At 60.4% G+C, this 14,040-nt stretch carries 9 protein-coding genes and 3 pseudogenes; 9 read left to right on the forward strand and 3 right to left on the reverse strand.

Translation table 11 applies throughout. The features are described from left to right. Positions 1 to 89: 89 nt before the first annotated feature. Positions 90 to 1,145: an ornithine cyclodeaminase gene (locus tag IB266_RS06550; RefSeq protein ID WP_192260630.1), complete on the reverse strand. Its 1,056-nt coding sequence runs from the start codon at positions 1,143 to 1,145 to the stop codon at positions 90 to 92. Between the two features lie 50 nt (positions 1,146 to 1,195). Then, on the reverse strand, positions 1,196 to 2,230 hold the full coding sequence (locus IB266_RS06555) for a histone deacetylase family protein (protein ID WP_060742859.1): 1,035 nt from the start codon (positions 2,228 to 2,230) through the stop codon (positions 1,196 to 1,198). Positions 2,231 to 2,349: 119 nt separating this feature from the next. Here IB266_RS06555 and IB266_RS06560 point away from each other — a divergent pair, with 119 nt between their 5' ends. The 5 genes and pseudogenes from IB266_RS06560 to IB266_RS31085 all read left to right on the forward strand — a co-directional run. After that, positions 2,350 to 2,850: an Lrp/AsnC family transcriptional regulator gene (locus IB266_RS06560; protein WP_092168820.1), complete on the forward strand. Its 501-nt coding sequence runs from the start codon at positions 2,350 to 2,352 to the stop codon at positions 2,848 to 2,850. Between the two features lie 488 nt (positions 2,851 to 3,338). Further along, positions 3,339 to 4,439, forward strand: coding sequence for an ABC transporter substrate-binding protein (locus tag IB266_RS06565; RefSeq protein WP_192260631.1), 1,101 nt, complete (start codon positions 3,339 to 3,341; stop codon positions 4,437 to 4,439). Positions 4,440 to 5,725: 1,286 nt separating this feature from the next. After that, positions 5,726 to 6,778: pseudogene (locus IB266_RS31075) on the forward strand (sensor histidine kinase); the annotation flags it as partial. Between the two features lie 210 nt (positions 6,779 to 6,988). Continuing rightward, positions 6,989 to 7,324, forward strand: a pseudogene (locus IB266_RS31080) (response regulator transcription factor); the annotation flags it as partial. A gap of 519 nt (positions 7,325 to 7,843) precedes the next feature. Continuing rightward, positions 7,844 to 8,185 (forward strand): annotated as a pseudogene (locus IB266_RS31085) (ATP-binding protein); the annotation flags it as partial. Positions 8,186 to 8,221: 36 nt separating this feature from the next. On the opposite strand, the gene IB266_RS06575 reads toward IB266_RS31085, so the two are convergent. Beyond that, positions 8,222 to 8,731, reverse strand: a complete 510-nt coding sequence (locus IB266_RS06575) for an Lrp/AsnC family transcriptional regulator (protein ID WP_192260633.1) — start codon at positions 8,729 to 8,731, stop codon at positions 8,222 to 8,224. Positions 8,732 to 8,928: 197 nt separating this feature from the next. On the opposite strand from IB266_RS06575, the gene IB266_RS06580 reads away from it, so the two are divergent. The 4 genes from IB266_RS06580 (at position 8,929) to mdeB (ending at position 13,702) form a co-directional block, all read left to right on the forward strand. Next, positions 8,929 to 9,945, forward strand: a complete 1,017-nt coding sequence (locus IB266_RS06580; RefSeq protein WP_060742854.1) for a 1-aminocyclopropane-1-carboxylate deaminase — start codon at positions 8,929 to 8,931, stop codon at positions 9,943 to 9,945. A 137-nt stretch (positions 9,946 to 10,082) separates the two neighbouring features. After that, positions 10,083 to 10,541, forward strand: a complete 459-nt coding sequence (locus IB266_RS06585; protein ID WP_192260634.1) for a transketolase — start codon at positions 10,083 to 10,085, stop codon at positions 10,539 to 10,541. A gap of 45 nt (positions 10,542 to 10,586) precedes the next feature. After that, positions 10,587 to 11,009, forward strand: a complete 423-nt coding sequence (locus IB266_RS06590; protein ID WP_192260635.1) for a hypothetical protein — start codon at positions 10,587 to 10,589, stop codon at positions 11,007 to 11,009. Next, positions 11,006 to 13,702 carry an alpha-ketoglutarate dehydrogenase gene (mdeB, locus tag IB266_RS06595; protein WP_192260636.1) on the forward strand — a complete coding sequence of 899 codons (2,697 nt, stop codon included), beginning with the start codon at positions 11,006 to 11,008 and terminating at the stop codon, positions 13,700 to 13,702. The genes IB266_RS06590 and mdeB overlap by 4 nt, the downstream gene beginning before the upstream one ends. Positions 13,703 to 14,040: the final 338 nt, after the last annotated feature.

Raw genomic sequence — 14,040 nt, forward strand, 5'->3', positions numbered from 1 at the left:
GGTGGTGGTTTGCGGACAGCGAGATTTGCCGCGTGCTCGCAGGGGGAGTTGCCCCTGGGCACTTTGCCCAGGGGCATCACCTATGGCTCTTAACTCACTGCGCGCGGGCGTGAGGGGGCGATCGCGGGTTGCCGATCGAGGATTTGGTAGAGGTCTTTTATGTTGGCGGGTGTCGGCACCAGATGGATGCGCTCACCGATTGCATGCTCCTGCGCCAGGTCCAGCACGTAGCGCAGCGACGAAAAATCTTCGAGGGCAAAACCCACGGAATCGAACACGGTGACCTGTGCGTCGTTCTCGCGGCCCTGGATTGCGCCCTGAACAATCCGGAAAAACTCGACGACGGGGAAGTCGGCTTCCAATTGCTGGATATCACCCTCGATCCGGGTCTGAGGTTCAAATTCAACGATGACCCGGGCATTGCGCAAGATCTCGGCGTGCAGTTCGGTTTTCCCCGGACAGTCCCCACCTACGGCATTGATATGCATGCCGGGTTCGATCATCTCGGGCGTCAGAATCGTTGCATAGGCTTTATCGGCGGTGACCGTGGTGACGATGTCTGCGCCCTTGACCGCGTCCTGGGCAGAGCTGGCCAGAATCACCTTGAGATCCGGGAATGCGGACAGGTTGCGCTTGAGCTTGAGCGAGGCGTCACGATCGATATCGAATATCCGCAGTTCCTTGATAGAGAGCATTTCATGGAAGGCGAGGGCCTGGAATTCGCTCTGGGCGCCATTGCCGATGATTGCCATGCTGCTTGCATCTGGACGTGCCAGGGACTTCGCGACCAAGGCCGAGGTCGCTGCAGTGCGCACCGCGGTGGTCAGCGTCAGTTCACTGAGCAGGGTTGGATAACCACTGTGGACATCGGCCAGGACGCCGAAGGCCATGACCGTCAGCAGGTTGCTTCGACCGTTGTCCGGATGACCGTTGACGTATTTGAACGAGTACTGCTGGCCATCGTCGGTGGGCATCAACTCGATCACACCGTTGGCCGAATGATTGGCGGTGCGGGGCGACTTATCAAACTGCGCCCAACGTGAATAGTCAGCTTCGATGTAATCGGCCATTTCGCGGATTGCCCGGCGGATGCCCACCGTGGCGAACAGGCGTGCGGCATGATCGACGTCTATAAAAAGAGTCATGTTTTTATTCTCCGGTTCAGTCATAGAAACGTTGCGGGGCAGGGGACGGTTCAGGTGCGCTTGCTCTCGAAACCATGCAGCACATTGACCGCATTGATTCCGATTTCATCGACCATATAGCCGCCCTCCATCACGAACAGAGTGGGGCAGCCCACACCCGCTATCAGCTCGCCGATGCCGATGAAATCCTCGCTTTCCAGCAGGAAGTGGCTGATGGGGTCGTCCTTGAACGTGTCGACGCCGAGTGAGATGACCAGCACTTCAGGGGCGAATTGCTGGAGTTTCTTGCAGGCGTGGAGCAGGGCATTGCGATAGCTTTCCCAGGTGGTGTTTTTCGGCAACGGGTAGTTGAGGTTGTAACCTTCGCCCTGGCCGGCGCCGACTTCGTGACTGAAGCCTGAGTAGTACGGATAAGACACCGTGGGTTCGCCGTGCAGCGACACGAACATGACGTCGCTGCGCCCGTAGAAGATGTTTTGAGTGCCGTTGCCATGATGGAAGTCGACGTCCAGTACCGCGACACGTTTCGCGCCTTGAGTGATGGCCTGTTGTGCGGCAATGGCAGCGTTGTTGAGGTAGCAATAGCCGCCCATGTATTCACGTGCTGCGTGATGCCCAGGCGGGCGGCACAGGGCGAAGGCACTGTCGTGGCCTTCATCGATCAGCGCCAGGCCGGTGAGGGCGATGTCTGCGCTGGTCTTTACCGCTTGCCATGTGGTCGCGGTAATCGGGGACCCGGCATCCATGGCGAAGAAACCGAGTTTTCCGTCGATGAAAGTCGGGACTTGATCGTTGGACAAATCGCGCACTGGCCATACCAGCGGCAAGGCATCGTGAGTACGTCCGGTCGCACACCATTGTGACCATGCGCTTTCAAGGAAACTGACGTAGCGCTCGCTGTGCGCATTGACGTAGCACGCCCGGTCAAATGCTCGTGGTTCGACGATCTGGCCAAGGCCTACCTGCTTGACCCGATCATGGACAGTGTCGGCCCGGCTGGGTTGTTCGAACGACGGTTTGAGTACGCCGTCTTTCAATTCGGTGCCATGGTGCAAACGATGGGAATCACTGAAAACTGTAAACATTCTGCGCATCCGTCAATTCGAAACAGTGAAAATATTCTGTTCCGCTACGCAGGCGCTTTCTTTGCTTTATATTCGCAGTCTGCTAGATTTTTCGGGTGTTTTTACTCAGGAATTGCGAAATGCAGAAAAAATCATCCAAACGCATCAGTCTCGACGAGACTGACTTGGCGATACTCAAGTTGCTGCAAGATGATGCGAGCATTTCCAACGCCGAGCTCAGTGAGCGCCTGTCGTTAAGCCTCACGCCTTGCTGGCGACGGCGCAAGAGAATGGAGGAGGCGGGCGTGATCAAGGGCTATCAGGCCAACCTTGATCGACGAATGCTGGGGTTGGATATCATGGCGTTCGTGCACATCCGTTTTTCCACCCACGCCGATCACGCACCTGACGCCTTCGAGGCGGTGATTGCGCAATTGCCTGAAGTGTTGTCTTGTCACAAGATCACCGGGGATGCCGATTACGTGCTGCAAGTGCTGGCAGAGGATCTTGATAGCTACAGTGACTTTATCGAGCAGGTGCTACGGCGCCAGGTGGGAATTGCCTCGATCCAGTCCAGCCTGGCCTTGCGCGAGGTCAAGACCAGCAACCGCATAGCGATCCCCAAATCCAGCAGGGACTAAAGCCTGATGCCGCGCTCGCCCAGCCGGGTGTCATAGCCGGTTTGATCGTGTAGGGCGCTCGGTTGGCTGAAATCCTCCACGGCCGCGAGCGAAGCGGGCACGTTGCGACTATGCTCATTGCCACTGCAGGCAATGTATTGGTTTCAATGATCGGCCGCCAAGGGAAGGAGTCTGTATGTGTCTGGTTTTACATGTCCGGTTCTATTTGTTGGAATGACCGAATGAGCAATCTGGCAACAGGTGTCCATCGGCGCATTTTGATCCCTGGGCGACCCATCCTCAATTCGTGAGCATTTGCTTGAGGCTTTTCTGGCCGCTAGAGGCCGCCCGACTACGAGCTCAAGTTGAATGCCTGCTCCAATTTCACAGGGCCGATGATCTCCAATCTGCAGGCCGACTTCTCCAAACCAGATCAAGCAGTCGATCCAGGTTGTCGACAGGTGCAGGTGGATGACTTTTGGTAAATCCCAAGGACGATGGAGAACAACATGAACACCAAACCCATCCACAAAATCTTGTGGCGCTTCGCTGGCTGCGTGACCGGGCTGGCAATGGTTGCCGCCAATCCAGTCCAAGCTGCCGACGGCGGCATCGCCGGCGCTCCTACCGCAAGCCATAGCATTGCTTTCAGCAATTCCTACGCAGGCAGCGATTTCCGCAAGGTGATGGTGCGCAACTGGCAGGAGATTGCGGCCCAGGCGCAAAAGGATGGCTTGATCCGCGAGGCTCCGGTGGTCAGCGCGAACAACTCGGCGTCGGAACAAGCAGCCCATATCCAGGACATGATCGTCAAGGGCGTGAACGCCATCGTCATCCTGGCCGCGTCCGACACGGCCCTCAACGGGGTGATCCGCGACGCCTGCAACGCCGGCATCGTGGTGGTGGTCATGGCCAGTCTCGTCACCGAAAGCTGCGTCTACACCGTGGATTACAACTGGTCCGCCATGGGCCGCGTGGAAATGGATTATATCGCCGAGCGCCTCAAGGGGAATGGAACGCTGCTGGAGATCCGCGGCATTGCCGGCGATGCCACCGATAAAAACATCAGCGACGGCATTCGCAAGGCCGCCAGCGACTATCCGGGCCTGAAGTTCGCCAAGACCGTCTACGGCAACTGGACCGCTTCCGTCGCACGCAAGGAGGTGGCGCTGGCGCTGCCGTCGCTGCCCAGCATCGATGCCGTTGCGACCCAAGGGGGCGACGGCTATGGCGCGGCCATGGCGTTCAAGGCGGCGGGACGCCCTTTGCCGATCATCGTGATGGGAAATCGTCAGGACGAACTGGCCCTGTGGAAACAGGAACGCGATGCCAATGGCTACGAGACCGTCTCGGTCTCCGCCTCCCCAAGCGTCTCCCAGGTGGGGTTCTGGGTGGCCCAGCAGATTCTGGCGGGCAAGCAGGTGCCGAAGTTCGTCGAAGTGCCGTTGGTGCGTATCGATGGGAAAGACCTGGACGCCTGGCTCGCCACCATGCCGGTGGGCGGCGCCGCCAATCCTTCCTATGACCAGGCTTCCGTGGTGGCGATGATCGACGCGGCCATCAACAATACGGCGGCGCCGACGCCGTTGCCGGAGGTGACGAAACAGTAGTGGCGGACGGGGGGCGCGGCGCCATGTCGACATTCAAACCCGCCACGGACAGGCCCATTGCCGTCAGGATTGGCCTGGCGGTCGCCGCGCTGGTGTTCCTGATGCTGGCGGTGTCGCTGGTGAACCTCTACGGCCTGCGCGGGATGGTACGTGCGGTGGATTCCGCCAGCCATTCCGCGGAAATTCTGGCCTCGGTCAACGGGGCCACCGGACGGGTGGAAAACTTCATTGCCACCCGCGACCAGGAAAGCCTGGCCCAGGCCGAAGGCATGGTGGCGACGGCAATCGCCGGCCTCTCCGCCATTGCGGTGGCGGAGGCGCAATCGCTCAAGGGCAGTCTGGAAAGGCTCGCGACGGCGATCGCCGCCTTGCGGGCGGCGAGCCTGGCCATGGATGGCGAAACGGAGAACATGACAGCCCACTACGGCCGGATGCGAGAGGCGACGATCCTCGTCGAACAGGGCATCGCCGATGGGTTGAAGGGGCTTGAGTCCCGCACCGCTGAGCACGAGGCGCGGGTGAGCGACATCGAAAGCGCCCATCGCATCCTGGATATCCTGCGCAACGGCGAACGGATCATCACTGCCAATGTGGCCAGGATGCTGGTGACCGGTGACGGGGCGGCCGCCACTGCGGCGCGGAACGCCAGCGCGGCACTCCGCCCCGTGGTCGAACAATTGCGCGAGTTGATGGGGGCACCGCAGGAGAGAGAGGCCCTGGACCAGTTGGCCGCGGCGCTCGACGCTGCCAGCTTAGCGGTCGAGCATCTTGGCGAGTCGCCCAGGCTCCGGGGAGGCGAGGCCTTGCGGTATCTCGCCGCCGTCGGGGATACGGTCGAGCGCCTCGAGGCCATGTTGGGGGAAGTGGAAGGGCACGTTGTCCATGACGCCAGCGACATTCAGGCAGCAACCGGTTTGCTGCAAAATGCCGCCGCGTTGTCCAAGCGTTTCGCCGAGCGTGTTGCCACCCTGGAGGCGCAGACCTTGTCGTTTCGCCTGTCACCGTCGGCCGAGGTCGCCGGCTCTGTCGGCCACATCCTGGACGAACTCTCCCGACTCTCTCGGGTTCTCCCGGCGTCCGTGGGGCTGCGGGCCAAGGCTATGCCCCTGACGGTCAGCGATCAGATCGCCGGCTACCGGGCGGCATTCGTCAGGTTCCGTCAAGCGAGCGACGCCTTGAGCGACGCGCGCGACCAGGTTCGCAACGAGGCCCGGAGCGCCGGCCTGTTGGTGGCGCGCTTCGCCGGTCAAGCGCGCTCCGACGCCTTGGTCCACAATGATCGCGGCATGCTTGCGACGATCGTTGCTGGGACCGTCGCCATCCTGCTGGCTGGCGCCATCGCCTGGAGCACATCGCGATTTGTCGCGCAGCCCATCGTGGCCCTGGCCTCGGTCATGCGCCGGCTTGCGGCTGGCGACCTGAACGCCGAGATCGCCAGCGCCGGCCGCGGTGACGAGATTGGAATCATGACCCGCGCCGTACGGGTGTTCCAGGAGAATGCCCTGCGCATCCGGGTGTTGGAGGCCGAGGCCGAGGCCGAACGACAGCAAGTCCAGGCCTCTTTGGAAAGAATGGTCGCCGAACGGACCGACGCGCTGCACCACCAGACCGAGGTGCTGGAGGCGCAGGCCATCGAACTCATTCAGGCGCGCAACCAGGCCGAGACGGCTAACCAGGCAAAGAGCGATTTCGTGGCCACGGTCAGCCACGAACTGCGCACCCCCCTGACACTCATTCTCGCCCCGCTGGAGCAGCTCTCGGCGGCGCCCACCCCGCCGGCGGACTGGCATGTGCAAATCGACCGCGCCCAACGCAACGCGTTGCGCTTGATGAACCGGGTGAACGACATCCTCGATTTCTCCAAGGCCGAAGCGGGCAAGTTCGAGTTGTGCCCAACGCCCATTGACTTGAACAAGGTGGTGGGCGTGCTGGCCGAGGACGCCGCCATGGTGGCCGAGGGCAAAGGCTGCACCTTGACCTGCAGCATCGATCCCGCGCTCGGCACGGTGTTCCTGGACCCCCAGCACTTCGAGAAGATTCTTCTCAACCTGGTGAGCAATGCCATCAAGTTCACACCGGCTGGCGGCACCGTGCACCTGGCCGTCACGCCGCTCGATGGCGAGCGATTTGAACTCGCGGTGCAGGACTCGGGGATTGGCATCGCGCCTGACAAACTGCCGCTACTGTTCCAGCGTTTTTCCCAGATCGACAATTCCGCCACGCGTCACTACAGCGGCACAGGCATCGGTCTCGCCCTGGTCAAGGATCTGGTCGAATTGATGGGGGGGGAAGTCGGTGTCAACAGCGAGCCCGGACGGGGTTCGTGCTTCTTTGTTCGACTGCCGCTGGGGACCGAGCCAAACACCGTACCGACCGAAGCCAGCACGATGCACGAGCGATCGTCATCGAGCACGACAAGCACAACCGAGCAGCGTCACCTGCGTTTCGATGACGGTCGCCTTGGTAGTCGCAACGACCGGGCTTCGATCCAAGGCGCAGACGACGAGCAGCCCCTGGAACTTGCCTCGCGATCCAGAGTGCTGGTGGTCGACGACAGCCCGGAAATGCTGGGCTATCTCAGCGAGCTTTTGCGAGACGATTACATCGTCGCTACCGCAACCGATGGAGAGCAGGCCTGGGCGCTGCTGCAGCTTCGACCCATCGATGTCGTGGTTTCGGATGTGATGATGCCGCAGCTCGACGGTTTTGGCCTGACCGCCAGGATCAAAGCCAGCGCCGGTTTTGCTCATTTACCCGTGATCCTGGTGACCGCCCGTGGCGGTAGCGAGGCCTGCGTCTCCGGGTTGGAGAGTGGCGCCGATGACTACATTGCCAAACCCTTTTCGCCGCTGGAACTCAAGGCTCGCGTACGCGCGGCGCTGCGCATGAGCCAGGTGCAAACCGAACTGCATGCAAAATCCCGTCAGGCGGGCATGGCCGAAATCGCTACGACAGTGCTGCACAACGTCGGTAACGTCCTCAACAGCGTGAACGTATCGGCAGAATTGGTCAGCAGCCAGATGCGCACCTCCAAGGCCCAGGGGCTGGGCAAGGTGGCTCAACTGATGAACGAACACGTCCATGACCTGAGCGATTTTCTCACCAACGACCACAAGGGAAAGATGCTGCCCGATTATCTGCTCAAGCTGGCGGGGGTGGTGGCGGCAGAGCAACAGAGCATCATCGAAGAACTCGGGCAACTCACCAAGGGCATTGACCATATCAAAACCATTGTCGCTGCCCAGCAGTCCTATGCCGTTGCCGTCAGTATTGTCGAGACCGTGCCGGTCGCAGAGTTGATCGACGATGCCTTGCGCATGAGTGCTGGATTACTGGCGCGCCAGGAGGTGACGATGGTCAAGGACATTGCCGACTTGCCCCTGCTGCCGTTGGACCGGCACCGGGTTCTGCTGATTCTGGTAAACCTGATCGGCAATGCCAAGCAAGCGTTGGACGGCGTGATCGATCGCAGCCCATGCGTCACGTTCAGCGCGTCCCTCGTTGACGGGGCCGTATTGCGCATCACGGTGGCCGACAACGGCAATGGGATTGCGCCTGAGCACATGAAACGTATTTTTTCCCATGGTTTCACGACGCGCAAAGACGGTCACGGTTTTGGCCTGCACAGCTGTGCGCTGGCGGCGCAGGAAATGGGGGGCAGCTTGTCCGTGCACAGCGACGGGGTTGGACAGGGCGCAACCTTTACCCTTGATATTCCTCTTGGTGCTTCGCTGAGTAAGCGATGAATACCGAACCGATGCCTGCTCGGTCTGATTGAAGCCTCAAAGGGGAATGTGGGTGGTCGACAAGACCTGGCGCAACCCCATGAACGAGCGAATCTGGCGAACCCCGGGCAGGTAAAGCAGTTGCTCCGCGTGGAGCCGGTTGAAGCTGTTGCTGTCCTTGGTTCGTATCAACATGAAGTAGTCGAACTCCCCCGTCACCACATGGCATTCCATGCAGCCGGACACTTTTTGTGCGGCCGCCTCGAATGCGGCGAAGGATTCCGGTGTGGAACGGTCCAGCACCACGCCGATCAAGACCACCATCCCCGCATCCAGCGCTTCATTGTCCAGCAGTGCGACGATGTCCTTGATCAGGCCGACCTGCTTGAGTCGTTCGACACGCCTGAGGCAAGCCGGGGCACTCAGTTTCACCTTCTCTGCGAGCGCCACGTTGGAGATGGAGGCGTCTCGTTGCAGGACCTTGAGAATCGCGCGGTCGGTTCGATCCAGTGGCTGCGGCACCGCGACCGTAGCGCCCGACTTCTTGTGAGTGTTTGTTGCTTTCATGTCGGATTCCACGCATTAAAAATATGTTTTATGTGCTTTCATGGAAATTATGTTTTTCCAATTGGCAGAAACTTGCAACACATATTTTTCGAATTCTTCTTAATATTGAACTCATCGAAGCCCTCCTGAAAGAGCCTGGAATGTGGCCTTTCACTTTCGGTCTGGCGCTTGGATATCCAATATCGAGGAGCAGAGTCATGAACCTGAATCGTTTCAAACGTTATCCGTTGACCTTCGGTCCTTCTCCCATCACGCCCTTGAAGCGTCTCAGTGAACATCTGGGTGGCAAGGTCGAGCTGTATGCCAAGCGTGAAGATTGCAACAGTGGCCTGGCCTTCGGCGGGAACAAGACACGCAAGCTCGAATACCTGATTCCCGAAGCGATCGAGCAAGGCTGCGATACGCTGGTCTCTATCGGTGGCATTCAGTCGAACCAGACCCGCCAGGTCGCTGCAGTCGCTGCCCACTTGGGCATGAAGTGCGTGCTGGTGCAGGAAAACTGGGTGAACTATTCCGACGCGGTGTATGACCGGGTGGGCAACATCGAGATGTCGCGCATCATGGGGGCTGACGTACGACTGGACGCAGCAGGTTTCGATATTGGTATCCGGCCAAGTTGGGAAAAGGCCATGAGCGATGTCGTGGAGCAGGGTGGCAAACCGTTCCCGATCCCGGCGGGTTGTTCCGAGCATCCCTATGGCGGCCTCGGGTTCGTCGGCTTTGCCGAGGAAGTACGGGAGCAGGAAAAACAACTGGGCTTCAAGTTTGACTACATCGTGGTCTGTTCCGTGACCGGCAGTACCCAGGCCGGCATGGTCGTCGGTTTTGCCGCGGACGGCCGTTCGAAGAACGTGATCGGCATTGATGCTTCGGCCAAGCCAGAGAAAACCAAGGCGCAGATTCTGCGTATCGCCCGGCATACCGCAGAACTGGTGGAGTTGGGTCGCGAAATTACCGAAGAGGACGTGGTGCTCGATACGCGGTTTGCCTATCCGGAATACGGTTTGCCTAACGACGGTACGCTGGAAGCCATTCGCCTGTGCGGCAGCCTGGAAGGTGTGCTGACCGATCCGGTGTACGAAGGAAAATCCATGCACGGGATGATTGAAATGGTCCGCCGTGGCGAGTTCCCCGAAGGCTCGAAGGTGCTTTACGCGCACCTGGGCGGGGCGCCGGCGCTGAATGCCTACAGCTTCCTGTTCCGCAACGGCTGATCCACGCCAGTGACCTGTAGGCGAGCGCTTGCTCACGAAGCGGTGGGGCAGTTGGCATTCATGTTGAATGTCACGGCCTCATCGTCGGATCGCCACTCGGAGCGAGCCGCTGCAACCCAACCGTTGGGAGTACCGCCATGCATGCGATATCGCAATCCGCAGTCTGGATCAAGGAACCTTCGGCGGATGCCGGGGTGGTCATCGTGACCAGCGCCGCGCTGCCCAAGTACATGATCGACAAGCTGCACGTGACGATAGATGACTGGGACCAGGTGGCTTATCTGGCCGTCAAGCAATCCGAGGCGTTGCTGGTCGACTGGCTACGGGTCGGCTCCAGCCCGGAGCCGTCTGCCGGGGGCGACACGTGTTATGCCAGCCAACTGTTGCGCTGCGTCCCCCACGGCAGCTTTTTACTGGAAGTCGGCACGGTGCCCGGCCTGACCTGGCTGGGATCCGTCTGCGGCCACCCGCTGCGCGTCGTCGAACTGGGAACGATAGCCTCATCCACTGCGGCGATGGATCGACAGGTGGAAGAGGTGCTATCGGCGACCCGGAGTCTGGCCAAAAGCGTGCTGCAGGCGCGCGGCGTCATTTAACCCAGTCCTCGTCAATCGCCTGTTGAAACCAGAAAGGCAACGCTTATGAGCCGAACCGCCGAGGGGCGTGTCCACGCAATGAGGTGGATGCGCGAGCCGTCCAGTTGTACGCGTATCGTGGTCATCGTGAGCGGACTCGATAGCGACCATATCGATTTGATTCATCAGGGGTTCAGCTGTTTTGACAATGTGGCGCTGATCCATGTCGATACGGTGAACACCGTGAATGGCAAGCTGGTTGGCGTAAAAATGGCCAAGAGTGACTACTGTTTTGTGGTGCTCGGTGAACTGGATGAGTGCTTCTTGCACGACCTTTCCATTGGTCAGCCCTGCCTCTACCCAGTCGCACCAGACGAGGCGGCCGAGCGCTCGGTCATTGCCGCGGTAGAGCAGGTAAAACGCCTCGCCCGAGGCAGTCATTCGCGCCATCTTGAAGTGATACCCGACACCTGCAGGAGTTGCCTATGAACCTGTCCGATCTCCATACCCAATGGCCGGGCCAGGCTGCCGAGGATGAAGAAATGGCCGAGTGGCGTGAGGCTTTGCTCTCCGTCGCGGCCCATGGCGGCACGGGCCGGGCAAGACAGATCCTCGACATGCTGCTGGCCGTGGCAAGCACTTCGGACATCGGCTGGCGGCCCAGCCACGGCACCCCTTACATCAATACCATCAGCGTTGAGCAGCAACCGGTGTTTCCTGGGGATCTGGCCATCGAAGAGCGTCTGGCATCGATCATGCGCTGGAATGCCCTGGCAATGGTTGCCCGGGCCAATCACGCCTATGGCGAACTGGGCGGACACATTGCCAGTTATGCCAGCGCGGCGGATCTGTTTGAAGTGGGCTTCAATCACTTCTTCAAGGCGCGCACTCCAATCGGCGGCGGCGATCTGGTGTTCTACCAACCGCACTCGGCGCCAGGCGTCTATGCCCGGGCGTTCCTCGAGGGACGCCTGGAAGAAAAGGATCTGCAGCACTATCGGCAGGAGATCGGCGCGCACGCCAGTGGCGCCCGGGGGTTGTCGAGTTATCCGCATCCCTGGTTGATGCCGGACTTCTGGCAGTTCCCGACGGGTTCCATGGGGATCGGTCCGATCAGCTCGATCTACCAGGCGCGTTTCATGCGTTACCTGGAGCACCGCGGCCTGCAAAAGACCTCGGGGCGAACCGTCTGGGGGGTGTTTGGCGACGGTGAAATGGATGAGCCGGAAAGCATGTCGGCGCTGACCTTGGCGGCGCGCGAAGGGCTGGATAACCTGGTCTGGGTGGTCAACTGCAACCTCCAGCGCCTGGACGGCCCGGTGCGTGGCAACGGTCGCATCATCGACGAACTCGAGGCGTTGTTCGGCGGTGCGGGCTGGAACGTGATCAAACTGGTCTGGGGTTCCGACTGGGACAGATTGTTTGCCCGGGATAAAGACGGTGCGTTGGTCCGGGCCTTGTCGGCCACGGTCGATGGCCAGTTCCAGACGTTCGCGGCCAAGGATGGGCGCTTCAACCGTGAGCATTTCTTCGGCCAGGACGAAGCCCTGGCGCATTTGGCCGAAGGCCTGACCGACGAGCAGATCGACCGGCTCAAACGCGGTGGTCATGACCTGGTGAAAATCTTTGCCGCATATCAAAGCGCAATGCTCGAGGGCAAGAGACCTACGGTCATCCTGGCCCAGACCAAGAAGGGCTTCGGCATGGGCGACGCCGGGCAGGGCAAGATGACCGTGCACCAGCAGAAGAAGCTCGACAGCGAGGCGTTGATCGCGTTCCGCAACCGTTTCAACCTGCCGTTGACCGATGAGCAGGCTGTCTCCCTGAGCTTCTTCAAGCCGAGCGATGACAGCGCGGAAATGCGCTACCTGCATGCACGCCGCCTGGCGTTGGGCGGTTACATGCCGGCGCGACCTTCGGCCAGCGAGTCATTGGCTGTACCTGATGTAGACAGCTACGCCGGGTTCGCCATCGCCGCCCAAGGCAAGGAAATGTCCACCACCATGGCCTTCGTGCGGATGCTCAGCGGCTTGCTCCGGGACAAGCAACTGGGCCCGCGCATTGTGCCGATCGTGGCGGATGAAGCGCGTACGTTCGGCATGGCCAGCCTGTTCAAGCAGATCGGCATCTACTCCAGCGTGGGGCAGCGTTATGAGCCGGAGGACATTGGTTCGATCCTCAGTTATCGGGAAGCCCTGGACGGGCAGATTCTCGAAGAGGGCATCAGCGAGGCAGGGGCGATCAGTTCCTGGGTTGCAGCGGCGACCAGCTATTCGGTGCATGGTTTGCCGATGCTGCCGTTCTACATCTATTACTCGATGTTCGGCTTCCAGCGCATCGGCGACTTGATCTGGGCGGCGGCGGATCAACGGGCCCGCGGTTTTCTGCTCGGTGCCACCGCAGGCCGCACGACATTGGGTGGCGAAGGCCTGCAGCATCAGGACGGCAACAGTCATCTGATGGCGGCGATGGTCCCCAATTGTCGAGCTTACGATCCGGCATTCGCCGGCGAGTTCGCGGTGATCCTGGATCACGGCATGCGCCAGATGCTGGAGCGCCAGGTCGACGAGTTTTATTACGTCACCTTGATGAACGAGAACTACCCGCAGCCCACCCTTCCTGAAGGTGTCGAACAGGCCATTATCAAGGGCATGTATCTGTTTGCCCGGCATGAAGTCGAGGATGCCCGTGGACGTGTTCAGTTGTTGGGTTCCGGCGCCATCCTGCGCGAAGTGATTGCCGCCGCCGAGTTGCTGGCCAGCGATTGGGGGATCGACAGTCAGGTCTGGAGCGTTACCAGCTTCACCGAGTTGGCACGTGAGGCTCGTGAAGTGGAGCGCTGGAATCGACTGCATCCCGGACAACCTGCCAAATGCAGTCATGTTCGGGAGTGCCTGCGCGACTCGGCGCCCATCATTGCCTGTACCGACTACGTACGCGCCTTGCCCCAGTTGATCGCCAGCTATCTCGATGGCCATTACACGGTGCTCGGCACCGATGGATTTGGCCGCAGCGATACCCGCAGCCAACTGCGCAGGTTCTTCGAAGTGGACCGCCACCAGATTGTCTTGAGTGCGCTGACCTCCCTGGTGCGTGAGGGGCGTCTGGACGCCAGTGTCTGTGCCGAGGCCATTGAACGCTACGCCATTGACGTTGACGCCGTGGCCCCTTGGGACGCTTGAGGCCGCTTCATCCTGTGGGAGCGCGCCTGCTCGCGAAGGCGGTGGTTCAGTCACATGGATGTTGGACTTGCTGGCCTCATCGCGAGCAAGCCCGCTCCCACAGGTTTTTGTGTCGTGTGCAGATGCTGTGAACACCTGCGAATCCATGTGGGAGCGAGCTTGCTCGCGATAGCGGTGGTTCAGTCACATGGATGTTGGACTTGCTGGCCCCATCGCGAGCAAGCCCGCTCCCACAGGTTTTTGTGTCGTGTGCAGATGCTGTGGGCACCCGCAACCCCCTGTGGGAGCGAGCTTGCTCGCGATAGCGGTGGTCCGGCTACATAGAGGCTGGACGTGTG

Origin of the sequence: Pseudomonas sp. Pdm06 (assembly GCF_014851795.1) — a bacterium.
In the GTDB taxonomy this organism is placed as follows: Bacteria; Pseudomonadota; Gammaproteobacteria; order Pseudomonadales; family Pseudomonadaceae; genus Aquipseudomonas; species Aquipseudomonas fluorescens_AA.

Bases quoted from the DNA above. Each gene is read 5' to 3' on its own strand.
- IB266_RS06550 (WP_192260630.1), bottom strand. From the start codon at position 1,145: ATGACTCTTTTTATAGACGTCGATCATGCCGCACGCCTGTTCGCCACG.
- IB266_RS06555 (WP_060742859.1), bottom strand. From the start codon at position 2,230: ATGTTTACAGTTTTCAGTGATTCCCATCGTTTGCACCATGGCACCGAA.
- IB266_RS06560 (WP_092168820.1), top strand. From the start codon at position 2,350: ATGCAGAAAAAATCATCCAAACGCATCAGTCTCGACGAGACTGACTTG.
- IB266_RS06565 (WP_192260631.1), top strand. From the start codon at position 3,339: ATGAACACCAAACCCATCCACAAAATCTTGTGGCGCTTCGCTGGCTGC.
- IB266_RS06575 (WP_192260633.1), bottom strand. From the start codon at position 8,731: ATGAAAGCAACAAACACTCACAAGAAGTCGGGCGCTACGGTCGCGGTG.
- IB266_RS06580 (WP_060742854.1), top strand. From the start codon at position 8,929: ATGAACCTGAATCGTTTCAAACGTTATCCGTTGACCTTCGGTCCTTCT.
- IB266_RS06585 (WP_192260634.1), top strand. From the start codon at position 10,083: ATGCATGCGATATCGCAATCCGCAGTCTGGATCAAGGAACCTTCGGCG.
- IB266_RS06590 (WP_192260635.1), top strand. From the start codon at position 10,587: ATGAGCCGAACCGCCGAGGGGCGTGTCCACGCAATGAGGTGGATGCGC.
- mdeB (WP_192260636.1), top strand. From the start codon at position 11,006: ATGAACCTGTCCGATCTCCATACCCAATGGCCGGGCCAGGCTGCCGAG.